Here is a 25,383-nt window from a genome sequence, read left to right on the forward strand (position 1 = left end):
CGGCTGCGCGACATTTCTTCCGTCTGCACCCCGGGTGTTCAGGGTGCGGCGTTGGGGCCGGGCGGCGGGACGGCCGCCTCGTCTCCGTCCTCTGACTGAAGATTGCGGAAGATCAGCGGCATATTGCTGAGGCCGAACACGGACGAGGCGATCCACAGCACGCCCCGGAAGCTGACCCAGACATCCGCCGGATCGACGCTGTCATAGCCCAGCTGGTCCGTCGCCCAGCCGACCAGGGCCTCGCTGCGGACGGCTTCGTTCACCAAGGCCACAGCGGCAAAGAACAGGCCGTAGCGCAGGGTCAGGATCTTCCACGCCCGGTCATTGATCGGGATGACGGTACCCAGCAGCGCCTTCAGTGGCTGCTTGCCCATCTTCAGTCCGCCCAGCAGCAGGACCGACAGGCTGAGGTTCAGTATGGTGACCTTCAGCTTCACCCAAAGGTCGTCCTGGGTGAGCAGGGTCAGAAGGCCGAAGACGAGGGCAAAGCCGCCGACGATCAGCGGCATCAGCGCCAGCCGCCGCTCGACAATGAGGCCGACGGCCACGGCGATGGCCGCCCCGCCGACCAGGAACCATGTGGCCTGGACCAGGGCTTCGTCGCCCTCAAGGCCGTTCAGCCGGTAGACGAGGAAGGCCCCGGCGAAGGCGACGAGGGCGCCGAAATCGACGGCCTGACGGATCCACGCGGGGGGCGAAGCGCGCTCACTCATGATGTGGCCTCCAGACCGACGAGAGACCGGGCAAAGGCGTCGGCATCAAACGGTTGCAGGTCCTCGATGCCTTCGCCCACGCCGATCAGTTTGATGGGGGCGTCCGACGCCTGGGCCACGGGAACCAGCACGCCGCCGCGAGCCGTGCCGTCCAGCTTGGTCATGACCAGCCCCGAGACATAGGCCGTCCGGCCAAAGATTTTCTCCTGCTCCAACGCATTGCGGCCCACGGTCGCGTCGAGCACCAGCAGGGTCTCATGCGGGGCTTCCGGATCGACCTTTTTCAGGACCCGCACGATCTTCAGCAGTTCGTCCATCAGGGCCGACTTGTTCTGCAACCGCCCGGCGGTGTCTATCAGCACCACATCATAGCCCTCGGCCCGGGCGCGGGTCAGGGCGTCGAAGGCCAGACCGGCGGGATCGGCGCCGTCGCGGCGGCTCTCAAACGTGGCCCCGGCCCGCTCGGCCCAGACCTTCAGCTGTTCGCGGGCGGCGGCGCGGAAGGTGTCGCAGGCCACGACCATGACCTTGGCCCCCTGACCGGTCAGGTCAGCAGCGATCTTGCCCAGCGTCGTGGTCTTGCCCGAGCCGTTGACGCCCACGAACAGGGTGACGAAGGGGCGCGGTCCGTTCAGCGGCTCATAGCGGGCCTCGTGCGAGCGCAGCTCATTGGCCACGGCCTCGGCCAGCGCCGTCTTGACCTCGACCTCTGACGCCCCCGCCCCGAAGCGCAGCTCCCGGAACCGTTCGACGATCCGGTCGGTCGCGGCCGGGCCCAGATCGCTTTCCAGCAGATGCTCTTCCAGCTGTTCCAGGGCGGTCTCGCTGAGCGGTTCCCGGACGAAGGTGGAGACCACCTGTTCGGTCATCTGGCGCGAGGATCGGGACAGTCCGTCGCTCAGCCGCTGCAACCAGCCTTTTTTCGGTGCGTCATTCATGGGGTTCGCTTTAGCGGTCGCCGCCGTCAGCGTCACCTGTGACACGAAGAAACCGCATCTTGGGGACTGCGCCCTATATGTGCGACAAGGCGGCGGTCGGCGCCCAGATGCGCCCTCGGCGCGCTCCCGGATGGATTGATGGCCCAGACACATCCTTTCTACAGCCCCGCGACCCACGGCTTTGTGCGCGTGGCGGCGGCGACGCCTGTCGTCCACCCGGCCGATCCGAAGGCCAATGCGGACGAGCATATCCGGCTGATTGGACAGGCAGCCGAACAGGGCGTGGACCTGATCGTCTTTCCCGAGTTGAGCCTGAGCGGCTATGCGCTGGATGACCTGCATATGCAGGGCGCGCTGCTGGATGAGGTGGAGCGGCAGGCCCTGCGACTGGCCGACGCGACCGAAGACGTGGCGATCACGGTCGTCGTTGGAGCCCCCGTCCGACACGCCGAGCGCCTCTACAACTGTGCTGTCGTTGTGGCCGGTGGCCGGGTGATCGCCGTGGTGCCGAAAACCTATCTGCCCAACTATCGCGAATATTACGAGAAGCGCTGGTTCGCACCGGCCGCCGATGACCTGTCGTCGGACGTGCCGCTGATGCTGGGCGATGAAGTCGTCCCCTTCGGAACGGACCTGCTGTTCGAGGCGGAGAACCGTCCCGGCTTCGTGTTCGGCGTGGAAATCTGCGAGGACTTCTGGGCGCCGCTGCCGCCCTCGACCCGTCAGGCCATGGCGGGGGCGCGCATCCTGCTGAACCTGTCGGCCTCCAACATCGTGATCGGCAAGGCCGACGAGCGCGCCATGCTGTGCGCCAGCCAGTCGGCGCGCGCCATGGCCGCCTATGTGTTTACGGCCTCCGGCTGGGGCGAGAGCACCACCGACCTGGCCTGGGACGGTCAGGCCACGGTCCATGAGCTGGGCGCGAAGTTGGTCGAGGGAGAGCGTTTCGGTCTGAACGGCGCGCTGACGATCTGCGACGTCGATGTGGACCGCATCGGACAGGATCGCCTGCGCAACGGGACCTTTGCCGACTGCGCCCGTCGTGAGTTGGGCACGGCCGGGTTCGACCGGGTGCTGTTCGAGGCCCGTGAGGCCGCACCGACCGACCTGATCCGCCCCCTCGACCGCTTCCCCTTCGTGCCGGACGATCCCGCGCGGCTGGACCGCGACTGCTATGAGGCGTTCAACATCCAGGTCCAGGGCCTGATGAAGCGGATGGTGGCGACCGGGTCGAAGACAGTGGTGATCGGCATCTCGGGCGGGCTGGATTCGACCCAGGCCCTGCTGGTGGCCTGCCGCGCCTTTGACCGGCTGGAGCTGCCGCGCGCCGGCATCCGCGCCTATACGATGCCGGGCTTTGCCACCTCGGATGAGACGAAATCGAACGCCTGGGCGCTGATGAAGGCGCTTGGCGTCACGGGCGAGGAGATCGACATTCGCCCGGCCGCCCAGGGGATGCTGGCGGACATCGGCCATCCGGCGGCGTACGGTCAGCCGGTGCACGACATCACCTATGAGAATGTGCAGGCGGGCCTCAGAACCGACTATCTGTTCCGGCTGGCCAATCAGCATTCCGGCTTCGTCATCGGTACGGGCGACCTGTCGGAACTGGCGCTGGGCTGGGCCACCTATGGCGTCGGCGACCACATGAGCCATTACGGCGTCAACTCCGGCGTGGCCAAGACGCTGATCCGGCATCTGATCCGCTGGGTCGCGGACCGGCAGTTGGTGGGGGCGGACGCCACCCCGGTTTTGCAGGCCATCCTCGACACCGAAATCTCGCCCGAGCTGGTGCCGGCAAAGGACGGCCAGATTCAGTCGACCGAGGCGACGGTCGGCCCCTATGCGCTGAACGACTTCTTCCTGTTCCACGTCAGCCGCTACGGCATGGCACCGTCCAAGATCGCCTATCTGGCCCATCAGGCGTGGAAGGATGCCGCGACGGGGCACTGGCCGTCAGGCACGCCCGTCGATGATAAGGTGGAATATGACATCGAGACCATCGTCTTCTGGCTGCGAAAATTCATCGTGCGCTTCTTCCAGACCAGCCAGTTCAAGCGGTCGGCCCTGCCCAACGGACCCAAGGTGGTGACCGGCGGGTCGCTGAGCCCCCGGGGCGACTGGCGTGCACCCTCTGACGTGTCGGCCCGCGTGTGGCTGGACGAACTGGATGCCCATGTGCCCGTCAGGGGCGCTTCAACGAAAGACCCGACATGAGCGATACCCCGACCCGCGACGCCAACGGCAATGAGCTGGCGGACGGCGACAGCGTCACCCTGATCAAGGATCTGAAGGTCAAGGGATCGGGCGGCGTGACGCTGAAGCGCGGCACCATGGTCCGCAAGATCCGTCTGACCGGAGACCCCGATGAGATCGAGGCCAATGTCGACAAGGTGAAGGGCCTCGTGCTGCGCACCGAATTCGTCAAAAAGGCCTGAGCCTTCTTCGCTCAGGGCACGTCCGACAGGAATTCGAAGATCGCCGCCCGGGCTGCCGGTTCGTCCAGCATGGGCGCGTGGCCGATGCCGGGGACCTCGACATAGTCCATCCGGGGTGCACGCTTTCGCATTTTGGCGGCAATTCCGGCGCTGAGCAGGTCCGAGGTCTCGCCGCGCACCAGCAGGGTCGGGCGCGCCTTGGCCAGACGTCCGAACATGGGCCACAGATTAGGCACGAGCGCCTTGTCGCCCGCAGCCCGGATCGGCACCGAGATGTCCGGATCATAGTCGAGTACCGGCGTGCCCTCGGTGCCCTCGCGGAACACACGCCGGGCAAAGGCGGCCCAGTCCTCCGGCCCATAATGGGGGAAGGCGACGCCATTGGTCTTTTCGACATAGGCGGCCGCCGCCTCCCACGTCGGGGTGTCGACCGGCGTCCCGGTATAGGCGGCGATGCGGGCGAGGCCAGCCTTGTCCACCTCGGGGCCGATGTCGTTCAGAATGGCGGCGGCGATCACCTTTGACCGCAGGGCCGAGACCGCCATGGTGATCAGTCCGCCCATGGAGGTGCCGAGGAAGACCGCCCGCTCGATCCCCGTCTGGGCCAGCAGCGCCAGAACATCCTTGGCATAGGTCGCCGGCTGATAGGTCATGGGATCCAGGGCACGATCCGAGCGCCCGCGCCCGCGCACATCGACGGCCAGCACCCGCCGGCCGCCCTGGGCCAGCAGGGTGGCGATGCCGTGAAAGTCCGCCGAGTTGCGGGTCAGGCCGTGGATGGCGATGACCGGCAGGCGCGCCTGACCGTCGGCCCCCGCATAGTCACGCGAATAGAGGTCCAGCCCGTCCTCGGAGGTGAAGCGGCGCTCGGCATAGGTCCGGGTCTCGGTCATGGTCAGGGCTCCGACGGCTGGGTATTTCACCCCATGTAGAATTTATGCCTCAGATCGCCAGCAGGTCGCGAACGAAATCGTCGAGATTTCCACCGTCGAACAGAAAGCCGGGGATGCCGGCTCTCCGCGCGGCCTCCATGTCGCTGGGCCGGTCGCCGATCATGAAGGCGCGCTTCGGATCAATGCCGTGGTCGGCGACCGCCCGCAGGATCATGCCGGGGTTGGGCTTGCGGTCCGGGTGGTCGGGGTGGCGCCAGGCCGGATCGACCGCCTCGGCATGGTAAGGACAGGCATAGACCGCCCCGATGCGCGCCCCCTTGGCCGCCAGTCGACGGACAATCAGATCGTTGAAGGCCTCCATCTGGCCATGGCTGAACATGCCGCGCGCCACACCGGACTGGTTGGTCACGATCACCACCAGATAGCCCAGGGTATTCAGCCGCCGAACGGCCTCGGCCGCGCCGGGCACAAGGGCCAGCTGGTCCTCGCGGTGCGGATAGCCGACATCGTCGATGAGGACCCCGTCACGATCCAGAAACACGGCCGAATGGCCGGCGGACGCCGGTACTGAAATCACGTCTTCTCCCGAATCTGGGACGGAGGAATGGGTCCGCAAACGGACATTGAGGTCGCCCTGATTAGGGCGCATCGTAAAAAGCCGCAACGCGAAGTGACCGTCCCCCGTTTGGTCAGAAGGGCGCCTGCTTGCTATGGCGCGCCACCAGACGCGGGACCAACCCGCCGCACAGGAAGACAGACCCATGAGCATCGCCTTCATCGACCTGCAGGCCCAGCGCCGTCGCCTCGGCGGCAAGATTGAGGCCGCCGTCATGGCCGCCGTCGAAAGCGGCGCCTGGGTCATGGGCCCGCCGGTTCGCCAGTTCGAGGACGAGCTGGCCGCCTTCGGTCAGGCCAAACATGCGCTGGGCTGCGCCAATGGCACCGACGCCCTGGTCCTGCCGCTGATGGCCTGGGGCCTGCGCACCGGCGATGCCGTGTTCGTGCCCAGCTTTACCTTCACCGCCACGGCCGAGGTGGTGCCGTGGCTGGGCTGCACGCCGATCTTCGTCGATGTCGATCCGAAGACCTACAATATGGATCCGCAGAAGCTGGAGGCCGCGATTGAGGCCGTGAAGGCCGAGGGCAGGCTGAGGCCGCGCGTGGTCATCGCCGTCGACCTGTTCGGCCAGCCCGCCGACTATCCGGCGATCCGCGCGATTTGCGACCGCTACGACATGAAGCTGATCTCGGATTCGGCGCAGGGGTTCGGCTGTACATTGGGCCGCGATCACCCGCTGAAGTGGGCCGACATCACCACCACCAGCTTCTTCCCGGCCAAGCCGCTGGGCTGTTACGGCGACGGCGGGGCGGTGCTGACCGACGATACCGATCTGGCCGAGGAGATGGATTCCCTGCGCGTGCACGGCAAGGTCGTGGCCAAGGATATGCAGGGGCAGACCTTCGACCATGACCCGAAGTATCTGGCCATGCGGATCGGCATGAACTCGCGCCTCGACACGATTCAGGCGGCCATCCTGATCGAAAAGCTGAAAGTCTTCCCGGAAGAGATCGAATGGCGGAACCGCATCGCGGCCCGCTATAATGAGCACCTCGCTCCCCATGTCGCGGCCGTACCGCATGTGATCGAGGGCGGTGTTTCCGTCTGGGCCCAGTACACGGTCGAGCACGACGACCGCGCGGGCCTGATCGACCATCTGAAGGCCGAGGGCGTGCCGACCGCTGTCTATTATCCGGTGCCCATGCATATGCAGCCCGCCTATCAGCGCTTCCCGCAGGGAGCAGGCGGTCTGCCGGTCACCGAGCGGCTGAAGGACCGGGTGTTGAGCCTGCCCATGCATGCCGATCTGGACGAGGCCACCCAGGACCGCGTCATCGCCGCCGTCGCCAGCTACAAGGGATAAGTCCGATGCAAGTTCTGAAGATCGGCGTGGCCGGCGCCGGCGTCATGGGCCGCAACCATGCCCGGGTGCTGACCGACATCCGCGATGTCGAGCTGACCCATGTGTTCGACCCCGATGCGGTGGTCGCCAAGGGTGTGGCCGAGGCCTATGGCGCCATGCCCGTGACCAGCGCCGAGGCCTTTGTCGAGGCGGGTCTGGATGCGGCCGTGATCGCCACGCCCAACCGCACCCACGCCGATCTGGGCGTGGCCCTGCTGGAACGCGGGGTCCATGTGCTGGTCGAAAAGCCGATTGCCGCGACGGTCGAGGATGCCCAGCGGCTGATCGATGCGGCCAAGGCCAATGACCGGGTGCTGATGGTCGGTCAGGTCGAGCGCTTCAATCCGGCGGTCGAGGCGGTCAAGCGCGCCATTGCCGACGAGGACGTCATCTCGATCCAGATCACCCGCGTCGGCCCCTTCCCGCCCCGCATGGGCGAGGTGGGCGTAGTCATCGATCTGGCCGTGCACGACATCGACATCATCCGTCACCTGACCGACAGCGAGATCGTCGAGGTTCAGCCGCAGCTGGCCCGCACCAAGGCCGAGCGCGAGGATACGGCTCTGCTGCAGTTCCGGCTGGCCAATGGCACCATCGCCCACATCACCACCAACTGGGTGACGCCCTACAAGACCCGCACCCTGCAGGTCGCGACCAAGGCCAAATTCGTCGTCGCCGACCTGATGACGCGTCAGGTCACCGAATATTTCGGCCAGCAGCCCGACGGCACCTATTCCACGCGCGGCGTCCATAGCTGGCCCAACGAGCCGCTCAAGAAGGAGCTGGAGGCCTTCGTCCACGCCATCCGCACCGGCGAGACCCCGGCGGTCACGGGCGAGGACGGCCTGCGCAACCTCGAGGTCGCCCTGAGGTGTCTGGGGGAATGAACCTCACGCCGGCGGTTCTGGAAAACCGGTTTGTCCGGCTGGAGCCCTTGGCGGATCGTCATCGGGAGCCCCTGCGGGCCGCCAGTGATGAGGACCCGGATCTGTGGCCGGCGCTCTACTACCGGTCCTATGGCGGCGCGCATTTCGACGCCGGCTGGGACGATCTGGTCGCCGGTCAGTCGGCCGGCACCCGCATTCCGTTCGCGGTCATGATGGACGGCACCCTCGTCGGCATGAGCAGCTATATCGACATCCAGCGCAACAATCAGGCGCTGGAGATCGGCACCACCTATTACCGTCCCTCTGCCCGGGGCGGTCCGGTCAACCCGGCGGCCAAGCGGCTTCTGCTGGAGCATGCCTTTGCCTGTGGCGCCAACCGCGTGGCGTTCAAGGTCGATGACCTCAACCTGCGCAGTCAGGCCGCCATGCTCAAGCTGGGTGCCACGCGAGAGGGCGTCCTGCGTCACGACATGATCACCTGGACGGGCCGGGTGCGGAACTCGGTTGTCTTTTCCATCCTCGCAGAGGAATGGCCGGAACTCCGGGCGCGTCTGGATGAGCGTCTGTCGGCCTTCGACGTCAGGGCCGGAACGGAAGGCTGAGAAAGCGCGAACCTCTCAGACCAAACCGCCACGGGGTATCCACCCCCTTGGTGATGCCGATGCGCGGGCCGATGGCGATGTCCGGGCCGGGCACCGCGCGCTCTATCAGAAACGGCGAGGCATCCAGCGGGGCGTGGTCCAGCGCCTTGTCGATCGCCAGCGCCTGACACAGCTTGCCGGGGCCGGAGCAGAGGTTTCGCGGGTCGCCCGTGCCGCGCCGTGCCGCCATGACGTCCAGCCCGTCGGTCGGCTCCAGTGCCCGGATCAGCACGGCACTGCCGGGTGTCGTCCGGTCACAGACGATGTTGAAACACCAGTGGGCGCCGTAGATCCGGTAGACATAGGCCCGTCCCACCGGGCCGAACATGGCGGTATTGCGGGGCCGGGGGCCGCCGAAACTGTGCGACGCGGGATCGTCCGGATCATAGGCCTCGGTCTCGACGATGATGCCGCCGACGCCGTTCACCAAAAGGCGCGCGCCGATCAGGTCACGGGCGACCGTGACCGCATCCCGACCCAGCCAGTCGGTCAGGCTCAAGCGACGACCTGCATCCCCAGCCATTCGGCGATCAAGGCGGGCTTTTCGCCGCCGTCGATCTCGACGGTCAGTTCGTGCTTCAGCAGCCAGCGACCGCCGCCCTTGTCCTCGGCCGACAGCAGTTTGAACCGGCCCCGGATCTTCGAGCCCGCAGGCACGGGGGCGAGGAAGCGCAGCTTGTCGAAGCCATAGTTGACGCCCATGACCACACCCTCCAGCGGGGCGACCGCGTCATAGCTCATGGCCGAGGCGAGGCTGAGGGTCAGGAAGCCGTGGGAAATGGTGCCGCCGAACGGGGTGGCCTTGGCCGCTTCGGGGTCGACGTGGATGAACTGTTCGTCCTCGGTGATCTTCGCAAAGGCGTCGATGCGGGCCTGATCGACCTCGATCCAGCGGGAGACCCCCACTTCGGTGCCGATGAGGGACTGCAGATCGCTGGGTTTGGTCATGCGGGGGCTCCGGGGGTGAAACGATCCTCGATGATGGCGGCAAACAGGGCGGGGTCAATGTTGCCGCCTGAGAGAACAATGGCCGTGGTGCGGCCCGCCGCCGCGACCTTGCCGGCCAGAAGGGCTGCCAGCGACACCGCCCCGCCCGGCTCGACCACCAATTTCAGGGTGCGGAAAGCATAGCGCACGGCCTCGGCCACCTCTGCATCGGTGACGGTCAGGACACCGGACAGTCGCCGGTTGATGGGAAAGGTCAGCTCGCCGGGACGGTCGCTCATCAGGGCGTCGCAGATCGAGGGGGCCGCGCCGGCCGGATAGGTCATCCGCTCGCCGGCCTCCAGCGAGCGGCGGGTGTCGTCATAGGCGGCGGGCTCGACCGCCCAAGTCTGCGTGTCGGGCGAGCGCTCGGCAAAGGCCAGATTGATCCCCGCGATCAGCCCGCCGCCCGAGGCCCCGCACAGCAGCTGGTCGATCGGCGCATCGGCCTGTTCCAGAATCTCGAGGCCGCAGGTGCCCTGCCCCTCGATGATGAAGGGGTCGTCGAACGGGCGCACCAGAACACTGCCCCGGGTCCGGGCGATCTCCTCACCGATGGCCTCGCGCGATTCGGACCAGCGGTCATAGGACCGGACCTCGCCGCCGAAGGCGATGACGCCCTCGACCTTCACCCGGGGGCTGTCGGCGGGCATGACGATGATGGCCGATGTGCCCATCCGCTTTGCGGCAGCCGCCACGGCCTGGGCATGGTTGCCCGAGGAATAGGCCACCACGCCGCGGGCCTTTTCCGCATCGGTCAGGCGACTGATCCGGTTCCAGGCGCCCCGGAATTTGAAGGCCCCGGCCGCCTGCAGCGTCTCGGCCTTGATCAGCACCCGGCCGCCCAGATGCGCATTCAGCGCCGGGCTTTCGATCAGGGGGGTGCGGACGGCGGCACCGGCAATCTGGCGGGCGGCGTCGAGGACACCGGAGAAGGAGGCAGTATGGGTCATGACCGCATCTAGCGCGGCGGGCGGGCGCGTGGCGAGGGGCAATGCGCTTGCCTCGCCCGGCCTCCGTCGTCACTAATCCCCCATGAGCCGGATGATCCTTTCCATCGACCAGGGCACGACCTCGACCCGGGCTATTGCCTTTGAGGTGTCGGACGCCGGAGCCTTTTCGGCGGCGGCGGTCAGCCAGATCGAACTGCAGCAGCATTTCCCCAAACCCGGCTGGGTCGAGCATGACGCGGGCGAGATCTGGACGGCGACGCTGCAGACCTGTCGCGAGGTGATCCGCAAGGCAGGAGGCATCGACCGCTTCGCCGCCATCGGCATCACCAATCAGCGTGAGACAGCGGTGTTGTGGGATGCGCAGACCGGCGAGCCCCTGCACCGGGCCATCGTCTGGCAGGACCGGCGCACGGCCGATGTCACCGGCGACCTCGTGAAACAGGGCCATGAGCCGGACGTCCAGGCGCGTACCGGCCTGATCCTCGACCCCTATTTTTCGGCCTCCAAATACGCCTGGCTGCTGGATGCGGTGCCGGGATCACGCGAGCGGGCCGAGGCCGGCGAGGTGAAGCTGGGCACGATCGAGAGCTGGCTGGTCTGGAAGCTGACGGGGGGCCGGGCGCACGTCACCGACGCCACCAATGCGGCGCGGACCAGTCTGATGGATCTGCAGACCCTGAGCTGGCAGGCCGATCTGGCCACCTTGTTCCGGGTGCCGATGCACGCGCTTCCGGAGATTCGCGGCTGCGCCGACCGTCTGGGCGATTGCGACCCGGCTCTGTTCGGGCGGGCCGTGCCGATCCATGGCGCGGCGGGGGATCAACAGGCGGCGCTGGTGGGACATGGCGCGATCCAGCCGGGCGAGGCCAAGATCACCTATGGCACCGGGGCGTTTCTGGTCGCCAATGTCGGTGCGGAACCGGTCGTTTCGACCAACCGGCTGCTGGGAACTCTCGCCTATTCCGTAAACGGACAAACGGCCTATGCGCTGGAAGGGTCGATCTTCTCGGCCGGGTCGGCGATCCAGTGGCTGCGGGATGGGCTGGGCGTGATCAGTCAGTCGCGTCAGTCCGAGGCCATGGCCCAGAGCCTGCCGGACAATGGGGGTGTCTATCTGGTGCCCGGATTTACCGGTCTGGGCGCGCCCTGGTGGTCGCCCGAGGCGCGCGGCACCATCACCGGCCTGACGCGCGATTCCGGCCCGGCCCATCTGGTGCGGGCGGCGCTGGAAAGTCTGGCCTATCAGACGCGCGACCTGCTGGATGCGCTGGCGGCCGACGGCGCGCCCCGGCTGGAACGACTGAAGGTCGATGGCGGGGTGACCGCCAATGCGCTGGCCATGCAGTTCGTGGCCGACATCTGCGAGGTCGAGGTCGAGCGACCCGCCTTTCAGGAGATGACCGCGCTGGGCGCCGCCAAACTGGCCGCTTTGGGCGTCGGCCTGATCGACCGGCTGGACATCGCCCCGGCCGAGACCCCCGCCGTCTGGACGCCCCGGATGGACACCGCCACTCGTTCCCGCCTGCTGGCCGGCTGGAAGGCCGCCATCCGCGCCACCCTCGCCGCCGCCGAACCGATTCCTGCACAGACGGACCGCCCATGACCGACGTTGCTCTCGACCCCCAGTCCGCCTTTTCCGGCACGCGCGAGGTCGATCCGCGCCACGCCCTGGACGAAGCCACGCTGGATGCCTGGCTGGCGGAAAACGTCGAAGGCTATCAGGGGCCCCTGACCCTCCGCCAGTTCAAGGGCGGACAGTCGAACCCCACCTATGAGCTGGCGACACCCGGCAAGACCTATGTGCTGCGGCGCAAGCCGCCCGGCGTGCTATTGCCCAGCGCCCATGCGGTCGACCGGGAGTTTCAGGTTATCTCGGCGCTCCATGCCCAAGGGTTTCCGGTCGCAAGACCCCATACTCTGTGCACGGACGATACGGTGATCGGCTCCATGTTCTACGTCATGGACAAGGTCGAGGGGCGGGTGTTCTGGGACCTGAAACTGCCGGGACTGGAGCCCGCCGAACGCCGCGCCATCTATGAGGCCCAGACCGACACGCTGGCGGCCCTGCACCGGTTCGACCCGGGCGCCATCGGCCTGTCGGACTATGGCAAGCCCGGCAACTATTTCGCCCGTCAGGTCGGGCGCTGGACCAAACAGTATCAGGCCTCCGAGATCGACACGATCGAGGCCATGGACCGGCTGATCGCCTTTTTGCCCGAAAGCCTGCCGGCGGATGGTCCGACCCGGATAGTGCATGGCGACTTCCGCCTCGACAACATGATCCTGGCGCCGGATCAGGCCCGGGTGCGCGCTGTGCTGGACTGGGAACTGTCGACGCTGGGTGACCCCATGGCGGACTTTTCCTATCTGCTGATCGCGTGGGTCATTCCGGCGACCTTGCGCAACGGGCTGGCCGGCGCCGATCTGGAGGCGCTGGGCATTCCCTCGGTCGAGGAGACGGTCGCTCGCTATGCGGCGAGGACCGGGACGGCGGCCCCCGACAATCTCGACTGGCTGTTCGCCTATAATCTGTTCCGGCTGGCCGCCATCTGCCAGGGCATCGCCGGGCGGGTGCGCGACGGCACCGCCGCCAGCAGCCACGCCCGCACCATGGCCGCCCAGGTCGGGCCGCTATCGGACGCCGCGTGGAGCTTTGCCAAGAAGGCCGGGGCCTGACGCCTAGCTGGGCGTGCCCACCAGGGTGAAGGCGGCCCAGTAGGCCGGGTGCTGCCAGCGACGGTCGGCGCGGACCTCGCGCATGGCGCCCTGCAGGGCCACCGCGCGGTTGCCCGGTGTCCGGTCCAGCCCGGCAAAGGTGCCGGTGATCAGGGCGGTGGTCGCCTGATCCGAAACCTCCCAGTGCGACACCAGCAGGGACCGCGCCCCGGCGTGGAAGAAGGCCCGCGCGAGGCCCGACAGGCCCTGCCCGCCCGGCCGACCGTCCGATGCCGCCGTATTGCAGGCCGACAGCACGACGAAGTCGGCATTGAGCCGCAGTTGCGCCGCCTCGGAGGCCGTCAGATAGCCGTCGTCCTCTGCCGTGGCCTCTGCGGGCGGGGTCATGACCAGTCCGGGCTCGGCGAAACTGGCCCCCGCCATCAGGCCGTGGGTCGAGAAGACGACAAAGCGCGCTTCGGCCAACAGATCGGTATCGGTCTGACGCACGGCGGTTTCGGTGGCGGCCGCCCCGCTGCGGACCACCCCCTTGGGATAGATCCGGCCCAGCGCCAGAAGCTCGGCCCGGGCGCCCGGCAGGTCGGGCAGGGCGCGTAGCTTTTCGACATCGGCCAGCTTGCCCGGGCCCAGAATGCCGTCTGCATCCGGCGCGCCCCGGGCGGCGGGCTCAGGCGTACCGGTCAGAACCGGGGCTCCAAAGGCGATCAGGGGCAGGCGGTCAGAAACCGGGTCGCGGCGCGCGTCCCGAACGGGAGTCAGGCGCGCCGGGCATCCGGCGTGACGCTCCGCTTCAGTGGCCAGATGACAGCGCAGGGCCTTGAGGCTGGACACCGACGGCAGGGTCGCCAGCGCATAGCGGTCAATCAGCCATTCGGTGGTGACAAGCGCCTCGGGGCCCGTGTCCTCGCCTACGGGCGGGGCGGTCACGAGCGCGGCCAGCGGCAAGGTGGTCAAGGGGCCGCTGACCACGGTGATCAGGGTGGTGCGCCCCTCAAACACGGATTCCACCGGCTGGATCAGCGCTTGATAGAGGCGGTGGGCCTCGGCCCGGTCATAGGCGCGGACCGGGCGCCCGGCAAACAGGGCCGGGTCGAGCGTCGGGTCCGCCCGCGTGCCGGCTGTGGTCAGCGACGCCCTCAGTTTCGCGACCGACAGCGTCAGGGCTTCCTCGCCCAGACCGTCAGCCCTCGCCCATTCGATCCGGTCAGAGGTCACGCCCCAGACATAGGTCGCCTCTGGATTGACGAAGACCAGCAAGAGGGCCTCGTCCGGGTTCAGCAACCCTTGCGTCTCGGTCACTGTCAGGGCCCGGGGGCGGGTCAGTTCGGCAAAGGCGGGGAACTCGGCCTCGATCCGGGCATCGACCTCGGCCAGCTCGGCCAGGGTCTGCTCATAGGTGCGGCTCATGATGCGCCGGCGTTCGCGGGCGGCGTCGGTGTCCTGGGCGTAGAGGCTCTCGACCTCGCGCTCGAGGGCGTCGCGACGCTGGATCAGCCGTTCGCGTTGCTCGGCCAGCTGGCCCAGGGCGTCGTCGCCCTCGGCGAACCGGGCCGAGACCTTGGCCAGCGCATCGGCGGCATCCGAGACAATCGCCCACTGGGCGGCCTCGAAGGCTTCGGCGCGGAGGGATTCGGGCGTGTCCGGGTCCTGCGGCAGGGCCGTTCCGGAGCGCGCGCCGACATGGCCGCCAGTGACGAGCGCCAGCACCAATGCGACGACCAGCCCCGCCAGCACCCCTCCCGACAGTCCGTGTCGCGCCCGTGACCCCATACTGTCCTCAGTTGCTGAGGATCTGGACCTTGGTCCAGATCTCGCCGCGGTTGACCACGCTGACCCGCACCTTGCCGGCGACGCGCGGCATCAGGGTGCAGACGGGGTAGTGGTCCCCAAATCCGTCCTGACACAGCAGCCGTCCCTCGGCGTCCCGGATGACCAGATCGATATTGGTGTCGCCGTCGCCGATGGCCGCGATCCGCAGGATTTCCCCGCCCCGGGCATCGACCTCAAAGCCGAAGGTCTCCCGCGCGCGGACATCCTTGACCGTGGCGATCGGGCCATTGCCGAAGGGCGAGGACACCACACCCCGCACGCCCTGTCCGCGCACCTGTTCGATGGCGGCGAGATAGGCCGGATGCCCGGCGGCCATCGCCTCGGCCTCGGCCAGCAGGCCCTCGAACGTCAGGAACGGCGGCTGGTCCCCCTGATTGCGCAGCGGCACCTCGCCGACGATGCGCGCCGCCATGATCAGGGCGCCCGGGTCCTCGCGCGACCGACCCCAGTCGGCCAGACCGGCAGCGGTGACCAGTTGCGAAATCCCAACCGCTTCGGGGGGAAGGGCATCGGCTTCAGGATCCTGCGCCCGGCCGAGGCCGGCACAGGCCATGACCAGCAGGGCGGCGACCACGCCGACGCACACGGTCCAGATGCGACCCGTTCCTGTCTGCTGTGCGACCTGCCCCATCGATCTTCCCCTGCCTCGCGCCAGACTGCGCGCCGCGACAGCCTGCCTGCCCTCAGGCCCGGGGAATACTGACCGAATGTGACAGCAACCGCAAAGGGCCTTTCGCCCCTCAGCGAACGGCGGCGCCCAGAATATGGCGGTCATCGCGCGACTGGATCAGCACGGCGACGCGGTCGCCGTCGTCGATGTCGTCCGGGAGGGACAGCAGGATCGACCGGCCCGTCCATTCGCCGATGGGGTGGATCGACTGAACGACATTGGTGTGGCGGACCACCCGGCCCCGGTTGTCGCCACTTTCGACCCGCACCAGAACGGGGCCCGGGCGGAAGATAACGGCCAGAACCTCGGCGCCTTCAGCGGCGACCCGGCCCGAGCCGATGCCGACCCGGTCGCCGGTCTCGCGGAACTCGATCTCGGGGCCCCACAGATTGCGGGCGGATTCCTCATCAACCGCCAGCCCCAGGGTGTCCTCATCACGCGGGGCCACGGTGCGATAGCCGTCCAGAATGACCTGCGGCGTGGCCACGGCCCGCAGACGCAGCGCCTGACGGTATTCCTGCTGGCGGGCGGAAAACTCCGGCTGGGCCAAGGTGTCGGTCCAGCCGGTATAGTCCCAGTAGTCGACCGGATAGGTCAGTACGATCACGCCCGGCCGATCGGCCAGGGTCTCGACCCGCTGGTTGGCCTCGGGACAGCCGCCACAGCCCTGGGCGGTGAACAGTTCGACGACCACGGGCACGGACCGCACAGTCACATCGGTCTGGGCCACGCGGCGCACGGACTGGGCCGAGGTACCCACAGCCCCGAACAGGCAGGCGCCCACAGCCCCCGCGATCGCCACTCGTGTCCAGCCCCGAAATATCATGGGTCAGACTCCTAGCCCGTCCGGCGTATCCGCGCCCCTCATTTTCGCGTGAGGGGCGCGTGAAGCCGCTCTCAGTCCATCAGCTGCTGGGCCAGATAGACATAGTGACGAGCCCAGCGGCGGGCATTGGCGACCGGATCGGCGTCGTTCGAGTGCCCGCCCGCCGTGTCCTCGAAATAGAGGTGATCATGGCCCTGGGCCTCCAGCCTTGCTGCGAATTTACGGGCATGGGCGGGGTGGACCCGATCGTCGCGGGTGTTGGTGGTGATGTAGACGCGCGGATAGTCGACCTCAGGGCTGAGGCGCTGATAGGCCGAATAGTCCGCGATCCAGGCGGCCTCCTCCGGAATGCGCGGATCGCCATATTCCCCGATCCATGAGGCCCCGGCCGGCAGTTCGTGATAGCGCAGCATGTCGATCAGCGGGCTCTCGATCACCGCCGCATTGAACAGCTCTGGCCGCTGGGTGATCGACACACTGGTCAGCACCCCGCCGTTCGACCGGCCATAGATGCCCAGATGCCGGGGCGAGGTGATGCCGCGCGCGATCAGGTCCTCGGCCACGGCGGCAAAGTCGTCAAAGGCGCGCTGGCGGTCGCCGTTCAGCGCCGCCTGGTGCCAGCCGGGGCCGAACTCGCCGCCGCCCCGGATATTGGCCTGGACGAAGACGCCGCCGTTCTCGAGCCACAGCTTGCCCATCTCGGGCTTGTAGGCAGGCGGGAAGCTGATCTGGAAGCCGCCATAACCGAACAGGATGGTCGGCGCGGAGCCGTCCAGCACCAGATCGCGCGGCATGACCACGAAATAGGGGATTTTGGTCCCGTCCGCCGAGGTGGCCTCATACTGCTCCACCCGGTGGGTCGAGGCGTCGAACTTGGGCGGCGCGGAGCGGAGCTCGGCGAGCGTCCCATCCTCCGCCGAGAACAGGCTCAGCGTTGGCGGCGTCAGGAAGCCTTGGGTCGAAAGGAACAGGCGCCCCGACCCACGCGACATGTCGCCCAGCGAGACGGCCTGATTGCCGGGCACGGCCACGTCGGTGCGCGGCCAGCCGAATTCGCCGCGATTGCGGAAGGTGGCCACGCGTCCGACGACGTTGTCGTTGTAGGCGACGACGACGCGGTCATCGAAAACGGCCACCGAACTGATCGACTGACGGTCGGTCGGTTCAAAGATCTCGAACTGGGTACCAAACACCTCGACGCTGGCCGGTTCTCTAGGAGGGACCAGCGCGTCCAGAGGCACAGCCAGAAGGGTCCCGGCCTCAACCGTACGAGGGTCGGACCAGGCGCCATTCTGGCGAGCATTTGAAACGGACCACGCTTCCTCGGGGGACAGGACAAGCTGGCTTCCCATCACGCCGTAAATTGAAACTCGGCCCGGGAGGCCCAGCTTGACCGCCTCACCGTTCCGCCACCACCAACGCTCACTCCGGAACGTGTCCAGCGGGCGGTTGAAGATGACGGCCTGCACGGCGCCCTCGCCATCACGGAACACCGAGGCGCTGACCCCATACCCGCCGTCGCCCGCCTCGCCGCGATAGACCTCGGTCGCCTGGGCCAGGGTCTGGCCGCGCTTCAGCGTCTTGACGATATAGGGATAGCCGCTCTCCGTCAGGGTGCCGGGTCCGAAATCTGTGGCCACCAACAGGGTCTCGGCGTCCAGCCAGCTGATGCGGTGCTTGCCCTCGGGCAGGACGAAACCACCGTCCACGAAGGTCTTGGTGGTCAGATCGAATTCACGCACCACCACCGCATCCTTGCCGCCGTCGGACAGATTGATCAGGCAGCGGGTCTCGGCGGGCGGCAGGCAGGACGCCCCCTTGAACACCCAGTCGCGACCCTCGGCACGGGCCAGGGCGTCGATGTCGAGCAGGGTCTCCCACTCGGTATTGCCCGAGGCATAGGACTCCAGCGTCGTGCGCCGCCAGATGCCCTTGGGATTGATGGCGTCCTGCCAGAAATTGCCGATGCCGTCGCCGAGGAAGGACGGGGCGGGGATGCGGTCGGTGGCCGTCAGAATCGCCTCGGCCTGCTGACGGAACGGCTCATAGCGTGGGTCGCCCTCCAGCGTCGCCAGCGCCCGTTCGTTGGACCGGGCGACAAAGGCCATGCCCTCGGCCCCGTCGACCGCTTCCAGCGCCAGATGATCATCGGCTGCCGCCACGCCTGCCGGCGTCAGGTCGGCCGGGAAGTTGGGCATGGAGGCCTGCGCGACCGGCACGGAGGCCTCGGTCGGGTCCTGTGCTCCCGGCATGGTGCTGCAGGCGCCCAGCATCAGAGCAGGAAGGGCGGCGGACAGGATCAGGCGACGCATTGTGCAAACTCCGTTTCTTGATCCTCCCCCGCATCGCGGGGGAGGGGGACCGCCATCTGGCGGTGGAGGGGGCGGAACCAGACGGGGCGTTTGACGTCGCCCCCTCCACCACTGCGTGGTCCCCCTCCCCCGTTTCGCAAGCTTCACGGGGGGGGATGAGGTTTCTCAGTCCATCAGGCGGCGGGTCAGATAGGTGTATTCCAGCGCCAGACGCCGGGCGGTTTCGCGCAGATTGGCGCCGGCGGCGTGGCCCCCGTCGGTGTTCTCGTAGAAGAGCACCTCATAGCCCAGCTCTTCCAGACGGGCGGCGGCCTTCCTCGCGTGGCCGGGGTGGACCCGGTCATCCTTGGTCGAGGTATGGATGAACACCTCGGGATAGGGCTGGCCCGCGCGCAGGTTCTGGTAGGGCGAATAGGCGGCGATCCATTCGCGCTCTTCGGCGATGTCGGGGTTGCCGTATTCGGCGATCCACGACGCTCCGGCCAGCAGCTTGTGGAAGCGCAGCATGTCGAACAGGGGCACCTGGATGACGGCGGCGTTGATCAAGTCGGGGCGCTGGGTCAGCATCGCCCCCATGAACAGGCCGCCCTGGCTGCCGCCCATGATGCCGAGGTGCGGCTGGCTGGTGATGCCGCGCTCGATCAGGTCCAGCGCCACGGCCTGAAAATCTTCATGCGCGCGCTGGCGGTTCTGCCCTTGCGCCGACTGGTGCCAGTTGGGGCCGAACTCACCGCCGCCGCGGGTGTTGGCCACGACATAGACCCCGCCGCGCTCCAGCCACAGCTTGCCGACCGTGGCCGAATAACCGGGCAGCATCGACACCTGAAAGCCGCCATAGCCGTACAGCAGCGTCGGGTTGGAGCCGTCCATCGGCATGTCCGAACGACCGACGACGAAATAGGGAATGCGGGTGCCGTCGGCGGACACGGCCTCGAACTGGCGGACCTCAAGGCCCTCCGCGTCGAACTTGGCGGGCAGGGATTTGATCACCCCGCCCTCGCCGGTCGCGGCATCGACCAGCCACAGCGACTGCGGGTTCAGATAGCCGGCGACACTGACGAACAGCCGGTCGTCGAGGCTGGAGCTGGAGCCCACGCCCACAGTGACATTCTCGGGCAGGTCCAGCCGGGTGCGGCTCCAGTCCGAGGGATCATAGACATAGACGGCACCCCGGACATTCTCGAACAGGGCGACCACCAGACGGTTGCGGGTGGCGGTGATGCCCTCGATCGCCTCGCGCGGGCCGGGGCGGATCACCAGCTGCGCCTGAACCGTCGGATCGGCCAGCCAGGCGGCGAGGTCATAGGCCAGCACATCGCCGGTCTTGAATTCCTGTCCCGAAGGGGCCGTCCAATCCTGATCGGTGGTGACGATCAGCTGGCCGTCGACCAGGGCGGTGATCCCGCCCTTGAGCGGCAGTTGCAGCTGGCGCGTCGTGCCGTCGGCGTTCAGCTGCCAGGTTTCGCTCTCATAGAAGTTGATGCCGCGGTTGAGCAGCACGGCCTGCACCACGCCGTCGGCATCGCGCAGGGTAAAGCCGCTGACCGAGACGTCGGTGGTCTCGCCCTCGAACACCACCGGCGCATCCGCGATCGCCTGACCCCGCGTCATCAGGCGCACGGTGCGCGGATAGCCCGAATCCGTCAGCGACCCCTCGCCGAAGTCGCGTGACACCAGCAGGGTATCGGCGTCGATCCAGCTCACCCCGCCCTTGGATTCCGGCAGGGTGATGCCGCCCTCGACGAACTGGCGCGTCTCGCGGTCGAACTCGCGCACGGTGACGGCGTCCTTGCCGCCGTCCGACAGGCTGATCAGGCACATCCGCCCGTCCGGTGGCAGGCAGTTGGAGCCCCGGTAAACCCAGTTGGCGCCCTCGGCCTCGGACAGGGCGTCGACGTCCAGAACGGTCTCCCAGACCGGGTTGTCCGTGGCGTAGCTGTCGACGGTGGTAGTGCGCCAGATGCCGCGCACATGGTCGGCGTCCTGCCAGAAGTTGTCGATCCTCTCGACACCGCCCAGCCGGCGAAAGCCCGGAGAGGGGATGCGGTCACGGGCCTCCAGAATGGCCAGGGCCTGATCGTGCAGGTCCTGATAGCGGGGGTCGCCGGTCAGAACGCCGAGCGAGCGGGTATTCTGGTCCTCGACCCAGGCCATGGCGCGCTCGCCCTCGACCTCTTCCAGCCACAGATAGGGGTCTTCGGCATCGGCAGGTGCGGTCATGGACGGATCAGGGGCGCTCTGGGCAAGGACAGGGGCGGCGGCAAGCGCCAACGGCAGGGTCAGGGCGATAGCCGTCAGGGTGCGACGAAGCATGGACGAAATCTCCGGTCGAGGGTGGGGGCACCTTAGCCGGGCGGCGGGCGGCGACAAGCCGCGACCCGCTTCATTACGGTTTCGTCATGAGGCACGTGGATCAGTGCTCATAGTTCGGAATGCACAGCCCTTCGCCACAGGCCTTGCAGTGGACGGCATCCGGGTCATGCCGCTGCAGACCGCAACTGGGACAGGGAAAATGAATCTTGGGCGGGCGCAGCAGGGTCTGGCCCAACCGGACGAACAGGGTCACCCCCGTCAGCATGATGACGATCGAGATGATCCGCCCCCACGCGCCCGGCAGCAGGATGTCGCCATAGCCGGTCGTGGTCAGGCTGGTGACGGTGAAATAGAGGGCGTCGACATAGCCGGTCAGCCCCTCATGGGTGCCGACAAAGGCGGTATAGACAAACCCCGTGGCGACAAAGATGAAGGTCACCAGCGCCGCCAGCGCCTTGACCACGTCCTCGACGTGGGTGTCGTCATATTTCCGGCCGACCGTGCGCCAGAAGAAGTCGGAATTGATCAGCGTCCACAGGCGGATGACCCGCAGGAAGCCGAAATTGAACAGCCAGGCCGGAAACAGCAGGGTCGCCAGAATGAACAGATCGGCCCACACTACCGGCCGCTTCAGCCAGGACCTCAGATCGGTCCAGGCCAAGGCGCGGGCCAGCAGATCGGCGGCCAGCAGGGCGGCAATCACATAGTCCAGGGCATAGAAGATCCAGCCCTCGCCCTTCAGGATCGGCGCGGCGATGAAAAAGCCGATGATGACGATGTCGATGATCAGCACGGTAAAGCGGAACCGCACCGCCTGACGCGAGCTGCCGTGATACAGCGCCCTCAGCCGGGCCCGGATGCGCCAGCCGCGCGCGTCGTCTTTCGGGCTCGTCTGTGAGGCCATGCCCTGCGATAGCGCGGATGGTCGCGCATGCAAACCGTTCGTGATCGTGCGCCCGCTCGCGCGGGGCGCGCCGCTGGCCTATAGTCGGAAGCATGACCGCAACGCGTCTGCCCTATGTGAAGATGAACGGAGCCGGCAACGACTTCATCATCCTGCGCGTGGATGCGCCGGGCCTTGACCTGTCGCCCGAGACCGTCCGTCGCCTGTGCGGGCGCGATACCGGACCGGGCTGCGACCAGCTGATCGTCATCGAGCCGCCGTCCGGCCCGGATGAGACCGCCTTCATGCGCGTCTGGAATGCCGACGGCGGCAAGGTCGAGACCTGCGGCAATGCGCTGCGCTGCGTCGGTTGGCTGTTGCTGGAGGCCGCTGGCGGCGACCGCGCCGTGATCGGAACCCTCGGCGGAGCGACCGTTGCGCGACGGGCCGACGGCACCCGGATCGAGGTCGACATGGGCGCGCCCCGCCTGGACTGGCGTGAGGTCCCGCTGGCCGAGGAAATGGACACCCGCGGCATCGAGCTGCAGGTCGGGCCGGTCGATGCCCCCCTGATCCACACGCCCGGTGCCGTCTCGATGGGCAATCCGCATGTGGTCTTCTTCACCGACCGCCAGGACGACGATTTCGTGCGCGGCGCGGGGTCGTTGATCGAGCATCACCCCCTGTTTCCCGAGGGGGTCAATGTCGGCTTTGCCCATGTGCTGGCCCCCGACCACATCCGCCTGAGGGTCTGGGAGCGGGGCGCCGGCCTGACACAGGCCTGTGGCACCGGGGCCTGTGCGGCGCTGGTGGCCGCCCATCGGCGGGGCCTGACGGGACGGTCCGCGACCCTGGCCCTGGACGGCGGCGACCTGACCATCCGTTGGGACGAGACCACCGATCACGTCTTCATGACCGGCCCGGTCGCACTCGACGGCACCGGAACCGTCACCCTGTGACGCTGTCTGCCTGCCGTAACGTCAAATCCGACCCGGCCGCCGTTGTTTGCGCGGCACCCGCCCTCTAGGATCGCCGCCTTCCTCTCGCACTGAAACGACCTCATGCCCGACCTGACCGACAAGCAGACCTTCTCCGACGACGACGCGCTGGAGTTCCACCGCGAGCCGGTACCGGGCAAGATTTCCATGGCGCCGACCAAGCCCATGGCCACCCAGCGCGACCTGTCGCTGGCCTATTCGCCGGGCGTGGCCGTGCCGGTGCTGGCCATCGCGGAGGATCCGGACCGGGCCTATGACTATACGTCCAAGGGCAATCTGGTCGCCGTCATCTCGAACGGCACCGCCATCCTTGGCCTCGGCAATCTCGGCCATATGGCGTCCAAGCCGGTGATGGAGGGCAAGTCCGTCCTGTTCAAACGCTTCGCCGACGTCGACAGCTTTGACGTCGAGGTCAAGACCACCGACCCGGACGAATTCGTCACCGTGGTCAAGAATATCGGCGACACCTGGGGCGGCATCAATCTGGAGGACATCAAGTCCCCGGAATGTTTCGTCATCGAGAGCCAGCTGCAGGACCTGCTGGACATTCCCGTGTTCCACGATGACCAGCACGGCACGGCCATCATCTCCACCGCCGGCCTGATCAACGCCTGTCACATCACGGGCAAGAAGCTGGAAGACATCAAGGTCGTGCTGGCGGGTGCCGGGGCCGCGGGCCTGTCGTCGATCGGCCTGATGAAGGCGGTCGGTGTGCGCGCCGAGAATACCGTGATCGTCGACCGCGACGGCGTGGTCTACAAGGGCCGCGAGAACGTCGATCAGTGGAAGGCGGCCCACGCCACCGACACCCCGCACCGCACCCTGGCCGAGGCCATGGTCGGCGCCGATGTGGTTCTGGGCCTGTCGGCCAAGGGCGCGATCACCAAGGAGATGGTCGCCTCCATGGCGGCCAATCCGATCATCTTCGCCATGGCCAATCCGGATCCCGAGATCACGCCCGAGGATGTGGCGAGTGTCCGCTCCGACGCCATCATGGCCACCGGCCGGTCGGACTATGTGAACCAGGTCAACAACGTCCTGGGCTTCCCCTACATCTTCCGGGGCGCCCTCGATGTGCGGGCCCGCACCGTCAACCACGAGATGAAGATCGCCTGCGCCCAGGCCCTGGCCATGCTGGCGCGCGAGGATGTGCCGGACGAGGTGGCCGCCGCCTATTCGGGCCGCAAGCTGAAGTTCGGCCCGGACTACATCATCCCCACGCCGTTTGACCCGCGCCTGATCTGGTACATTCCGCCCTTCGTCGCCCAGGCGGCCATGGACACGGGCGTCGCGCGCCGGCCGATCCCCGACATGGAGGCCTACCGCATCGCCCTGCGCCAGCGGGTCGATCCGTCCGCCGCCCTGATGCAGAAGATCGCCTCGGCCGTGCGCGCCGCCCCCAATAAGCGGGTGGTGTTCGCCGAAGGCGAGGAGACCACCGTCATCCGCGCCGCCTGGGGCTTCAAACAGGCCGAGCTGGGCACCCCCATCCTGCTGGGCCGCGAGGATCTGATCCGCAAGAACGCCGCCGAGGCCGGGCTGAATTTCGACGATCTGGACATCGAGATCGTCAACGCCCGCATTTCGGAAAAGAACGACGCCTATACCGACTGGCTGTACGAGCGCCTGCAGCGACGCGGCTATCTGCGCCGCGACGTCCAGCGCATGATCAACCAGGACCGCAACTATTTCGCCGCCACCATGGTCGCGCGCGGCGATGCCGATGCCGTCGTCACCGGCACGACCCGCAATTTCAACATGGTGCTCAAGGAAGTGCGCCGGGTGCTGGACGTACGCGACCGGCTGATCGGCCTGTCGGTGCTGCTGGCCAAGGGCCGCACCCTGTTCGTCGCCGATACCTCGATCCACGAACTGCCCGATGCCCGCGAACTGGCCGAGATCGCCATCCAGGCTGCCGCCACGGTGAAGAAGCTGGGCCGCACCCCGCGCGTCGCCTTCCTCAGCTATTCGACCTTCGGCAACCCCCCGGGCGACCGCAGCGAACAGGTGCGCGAGGCCATCCGCATCCTCGACCAGACCGGCGTGGACTTCGAATATGAGGGCGAAATGCCGGCCGAGCTGGCGCTCGATCCCGAGGCGCGGGCCGCCTATCCCTTCATGCGCCTGACCGGCGACGCCAATGTGCTGGTCATGCCGGGTATCCACTCCGCCTCGATCTCGGCACGGCTGGTGCAGGCCCTAGGCGGGGCGACCGTCATCGGCCCGCTGCTGGTCGGGCTGGAGAAGTCGGTCCAGATCGTCAGCCTAGGCGCCTCGGTCAGCGAGATCATCGCCTCCGCCACTTTCGCCGCCTACGACGAGGCCATTGGCGACGAGGGGTGAGCTAGGTGTCGTTTCCAAGAAGGTTGTTCACCCTTGACCAAGGGGTGAGGCCTTTGATTCCGGAGTGTGGTCGGCGCAGGTTGTAGTTTTCGGTCCAGGGTTTGATGGCTGCGGCGCGCTCGTC

General features: G+C 67.4%; 23 protein-coding genes. 9 read left to right on the plus strand and 14 right to left on the minus strand.

The window, feature by feature from the left end:
• Positions 1-38: 38 nt before the first annotated feature.
• Together EG854_RS11090 and ftsY are read right to left on the minus strand one after the other, a co-directional pair.
• Entirely contained in the window at positions 39-713 is a 675-nt protein-coding gene (locus tag EG854_RS11090) for an inner membrane-spanning protein YciB (protein ID WP_123288187.1), read from the minus strand.
• Positions 710-1,651, minus strand: coding sequence for a signal recognition particle-docking protein FtsY (gene ftsY / locus EG854_RS11095; protein WP_123288188.1), 942 nt, complete (start codon positions 1,649-1,651; stop codon positions 710-712). Before ftsY ends, EG854_RS11090 begins: the two co-directional genes overlap by 4 nt.
• Positions 1,652-1,789: 138 nt before the next feature.
• On the opposite strand from ftsY, the gene EG854_RS11100 reads away from it, so the two are divergent.
• Complete coding sequence (locus EG854_RS11100) at positions 1,790-3,868, plus strand: NAD(+) synthase (protein WP_123288189.1); 2,079 nt, start codon at positions 1,790-1,792, stop codon at positions 3,866-3,868.
• A complete protein-coding gene (locus EG854_RS11105; protein WP_123288190.1) occupies positions 3,865-4,089 on the plus strand; it encodes an alkylphosphonate utilization protein in 225 nt (74 codons plus the stop codon). Before EG854_RS11100 ends, EG854_RS11105 begins: the two co-directional genes overlap by 4 nt.
• A gap of 11 nt (positions 4,090-4,100) precedes the next feature.
• Here EG854_RS11105 and EG854_RS11110 read toward each other — a convergent pair whose 3' ends face one another.
• Together EG854_RS11110 and EG854_RS11115 are read right to left on the minus strand one after the other, a co-directional pair.
• Positions 4,101-4,982, minus strand: a complete 882-nt coding sequence (locus EG854_RS11110; RefSeq protein WP_123288191.1) for an alpha/beta fold hydrolase — start codon at positions 4,980-4,982, stop codon at positions 4,101-4,103.
• 49 nt (positions 4,983-5,031) lie between these two features.
• Positions 5,032-5,559: a D-glycero-alpha-D-manno-heptose-1,7-bisphosphate 7-phosphatase gene (locus EG854_RS11115; protein WP_241153239.1), complete on the minus strand. Its 528-nt coding sequence runs from the start codon at positions 5,557-5,559 to the stop codon at positions 5,032-5,034.
• A 184-nt stretch (positions 5,560-5,743) separates the two neighbouring features.
• On the opposite strand from EG854_RS11115, the gene EG854_RS11120 reads away from it, so the two are divergent.
• From EG854_RS11120 to EG854_RS11130, 3 genes are read left to right on the plus strand one after another with little or no spacing between them, the layout of a single operon-like run.
• Positions 5,744-6,904, plus strand: coding sequence for a DegT/DnrJ/EryC1/StrS family aminotransferase (locus EG854_RS11120; RefSeq protein ID WP_123288193.1), 1,161 nt, complete (start codon positions 5,744-5,746; stop codon positions 6,902-6,904).
• Between the two features lie 5 nt (positions 6,905-6,909).
• A complete protein-coding gene (locus tag EG854_RS11125; RefSeq protein ID WP_123288194.1) occupies positions 6,910-7,830 on the plus strand; it encodes a Gfo/Idh/MocA family protein in 921 nt (306 codons plus the stop codon).
• Positions 7,827-8,432, plus strand: coding sequence for a GNAT family N-acetyltransferase (locus EG854_RS11130; protein WP_123288195.1), 606 nt, complete (start codon positions 7,827-7,829; stop codon positions 8,430-8,432). Before EG854_RS11125 ends, EG854_RS11130 begins: the two co-directional genes overlap by 4 nt.
• Here EG854_RS11130 and EG854_RS11135 read toward each other — a convergent pair.
• From EG854_RS11135 to EG854_RS11145, 3 genes are read right to left on the minus strand one after another with little or no spacing between them, the layout of a single operon-like run.
• Entirely contained in the window at positions 8,410-8,970 is a 561-nt protein-coding gene (locus EG854_RS11135) for a DNA-3-methyladenine glycosylase (RefSeq protein WP_241153241.1), read from the minus strand. The two genes, EG854_RS11130 and EG854_RS11135, sit on opposite strands and share 23 nt — an antisense overlap.
• Positions 8,967-9,419 (minus strand): MaoC family dehydratase, encoded by a 453-nt coding sequence (locus EG854_RS11140; RefSeq protein ID WP_123288197.1) that lies wholly within the window; start codon positions 9,417-9,419, stop codon positions 8,967-8,969. Before EG854_RS11140 ends, EG854_RS11135 begins: the two co-directional genes overlap by 4 nt.
• Complete coding sequence (locus tag EG854_RS11145; protein WP_123288198.1) at positions 9,416-10,408, minus strand: threonine ammonia-lyase; 993 nt, start codon at positions 10,406-10,408, stop codon at positions 9,416-9,418. Before EG854_RS11145 ends, EG854_RS11140 begins: the two co-directional genes overlap by 4 nt.
• 91 nt (positions 10,409-10,499) lie before the next feature.
• Here EG854_RS11145 and glpK point away from each other — a divergent pair, with 91 nt between their 5' ends.
• Complete coding sequence (gene glpK, locus EG854_RS11150; protein WP_183211077.1) at positions 10,500-12,011, plus strand: glycerol kinase GlpK; 1,512 nt, start codon at positions 10,500-10,502, stop codon at positions 12,009-12,011.
• On the plus strand, positions 12,008-13,084 hold the full coding sequence (locus EG854_RS11155) for a phosphotransferase (RefSeq protein WP_123288200.1): 1,077 nt from the start codon (positions 12,008-12,010) through the stop codon (positions 13,082-13,084). The genes glpK and EG854_RS11155 overlap by 4 nt, the downstream gene beginning before the upstream one ends.
• Positions 13,085-13,087: 3 nt before the next feature.
• On the opposite strand, the gene EG854_RS11160 is transcribed toward EG854_RS11155, so the two are convergent.
• The 6 genes from EG854_RS11160 to EG854_RS11185 all read right to left on the minus strand — a co-directional run bounded on the left by EG854_RS11160 (position 13,088) and on the right by EG854_RS11185 (position 21,939).
• Positions 13,088-14,854 (minus strand): CHAT domain-containing protein, encoded by a 1,767-nt coding sequence (locus EG854_RS11160; protein WP_164462011.1) that lies wholly within the window; start codon positions 14,852-14,854, stop codon positions 13,088-13,090.
• A 7-nt stretch (positions 14,855-14,861) separates the two neighbouring features.
• Entirely contained in the window at positions 14,862-15,545 is a 684-nt protein-coding gene (locus EG854_RS11165; RefSeq protein WP_123288202.1) for a hypothetical protein, read from the minus strand.
• Between the two features lie 109 nt (positions 15,546-15,654).
• Entirely contained in the window at positions 15,655-16,410 is a 756-nt protein-coding gene (locus tag EG854_RS11170) for a DUF1223 domain-containing protein (RefSeq protein WP_123288203.1), read from the minus strand.
• Between the two features lie 71 nt (positions 16,411-16,481).
• Positions 16,482-18,722, minus strand: a complete 2,241-nt coding sequence (locus EG854_RS11175) for a prolyl oligopeptidase family serine peptidase (protein WP_123288204.1) — start codon at positions 18,720-18,722, stop codon at positions 16,482-16,484.
• A gap of 165 nt (positions 18,723-18,887) precedes the next feature.
• Positions 18,888-21,035, minus strand: coding sequence for a prolyl oligopeptidase family serine peptidase (locus EG854_RS11180; RefSeq protein ID WP_123288205.1), 2,148 nt, complete (start codon positions 21,033-21,035; stop codon positions 18,888-18,890).
• 100 nt (positions 21,036-21,135) lie between these two features.
• The gene (locus EG854_RS11185) at positions 21,136-21,939 is read right to left on the minus strand and encodes a potassium channel family protein (protein WP_123288206.1); all 804 of its coding nucleotides are present in this window, start codon (positions 21,937-21,939) and stop codon (positions 21,136-21,138) included.
• Between the two features lie 92 nt (positions 21,940-22,031).
• On the opposite strand from EG854_RS11185, the gene dapF reads away from it, so the two are divergent.
• Positions 22,032-22,877, plus strand: coding sequence for a diaminopimelate epimerase (dapF, locus tag EG854_RS11190; protein WP_123288207.1), 846 nt, complete (start codon positions 22,032-22,034; stop codon positions 22,875-22,877).
• A 102-nt stretch (positions 22,878-22,979) separates the two neighbouring features.
• Complete coding sequence (locus EG854_RS11195; RefSeq protein ID WP_123288208.1) at positions 22,980-25,259, plus strand: NADP-dependent malic enzyme; 2,280 nt, start codon at positions 22,980-22,982, stop codon at positions 25,257-25,259.
• Position 25,260: 1 nt separating this feature from the next.
• Here EG854_RS11195 and EG854_RS13390 read toward each other — a convergent pair.
• Positions 25,261-25,383, minus strand: a 123-nt coding sequence (locus EG854_RS13390) for an integrase core domain-containing protein (protein WP_164462012.1), incomplete at its 5' end; no start/stop codon positions are given.

The organism is Brevundimonas halotolerans (assembly GCF_003730275.1).
In the GTDB taxonomy this organism is placed as follows: domain Bacteria; phylum Pseudomonadota; class Alphaproteobacteria; order Caulobacterales; family Caulobacteraceae; genus Brevundimonas; species Brevundimonas halotolerans.

Excerpts from the sequence above, each read along its gene's own strand:
- EG854_RS11090 (WP_123288187.1), bottom strand. The coding sequence starts at position 713 with ATGAGTGAGCGCGCTTCGCCCCCCGCGTGGATCCGTCAGGCCGTCGAT.
- ftsY (WP_123288188.1), bottom strand. The coding sequence starts at position 1,651 with ATGAATGACGCACCGAAAAAAGGCTGGTTGCAGCGGCTGAGCGACGGA.
- EG854_RS11100 (WP_123288189.1), top strand. The coding sequence starts at position 1,790 with ATGGCCCAGACACATCCTTTCTACAGCCCCGCGACCCACGGCTTTGTG.
- EG854_RS11105 (WP_123288190.1), top strand. The coding sequence starts at position 3,865 with ATGAGCGATACCCCGACCCGCGACGCCAACGGCAATGAGCTGGCGGAC.
- EG854_RS11110 (WP_123288191.1), bottom strand. The coding sequence starts at position 4,982 with ATGACCGAGACCCGGACCTATGCCGAGCGCCGCTTCACCTCCGAGGAC.
- EG854_RS11120 (WP_123288193.1), top strand. The coding sequence starts at position 5,744 with ATGAGCATCGCCTTCATCGACCTGCAGGCCCAGCGCCGTCGCCTCGGC.
- EG854_RS11125 (WP_123288194.1), top strand. The coding sequence starts at position 6,910 with ATGCAAGTTCTGAAGATCGGCGTGGCCGGCGCCGGCGTCATGGGCCGC.
- EG854_RS11130 (WP_123288195.1), top strand. The coding sequence starts at position 7,827 with ATGAACCTCACGCCGGCGGTTCTGGAAAACCGGTTTGTCCGGCTGGAG.
- EG854_RS11140 (WP_123288197.1), bottom strand. The coding sequence starts at position 9,419 with ATGACCAAACCCAGCGATCTGCAGTCCCTCATCGGCACCGAAGTGGGG.
- EG854_RS11145 (WP_123288198.1), bottom strand. The coding sequence starts at position 10,408 with ATGACCCATACTGCCTCCTTCTCCGGTGTCCTCGACGCCGCCCGCCAG.
- glpK (WP_183211077.1), top strand. The coding sequence starts at position 10,500 with ATGATCCTTTCCATCGACCAGGGCACGACCTCGACCCGGGCTATTGCC.
- EG854_RS11155 (WP_123288200.1), top strand. The coding sequence starts at position 12,008 with ATGACCGACGTTGCTCTCGACCCCCAGTCCGCCTTTTCCGGCACGCGC.
- EG854_RS11160 (WP_164462011.1), bottom strand. The coding sequence starts at position 14,854 with ATGGGGTCACGGGCGCGACACGGACTGTCGGGAGGGGTGCTGGCGGGG.
- EG854_RS11165 (WP_123288202.1), bottom strand. The coding sequence starts at position 15,545 with ATGGGGCAGGTCGCACAGCAGACAGGAACGGGTCGCATCTGGACCGTG.
- EG854_RS11170 (WP_123288203.1), bottom strand. The coding sequence starts at position 16,410 with ATGATATTTCGGGGCTGGACACGAGTGGCGATCGCGGGGGCTGTGGGC.
- EG854_RS11175 (WP_123288204.1), bottom strand. The coding sequence starts at position 18,722 with ATGCGTCGCCTGATCCTGTCCGCCGCCCTTCCTGCTCTGATGCTGGGC.
- EG854_RS11180 (WP_123288205.1), bottom strand. The coding sequence starts at position 21,035 with ATGCTTCGTCGCACCCTGACGGCTATCGCCCTGACCCTGCCGTTGGCG.
- EG854_RS11185 (WP_123288206.1), bottom strand. The coding sequence starts at position 21,939 with ATGGCCTCACAGACGAGCCCGAAAGACGACGCGCGCGGCTGGCGCATC.
- dapF (WP_123288207.1), top strand. The coding sequence starts at position 22,032 with ATGACCGCAACGCGTCTGCCCTATGTGAAGATGAACGGAGCCGGCAAC.
- EG854_RS11195 (WP_123288208.1), top strand. The coding sequence starts at position 22,980 with ATGCCCGACCTGACCGACAAGCAGACCTTCTCCGACGACGACGCGCTG.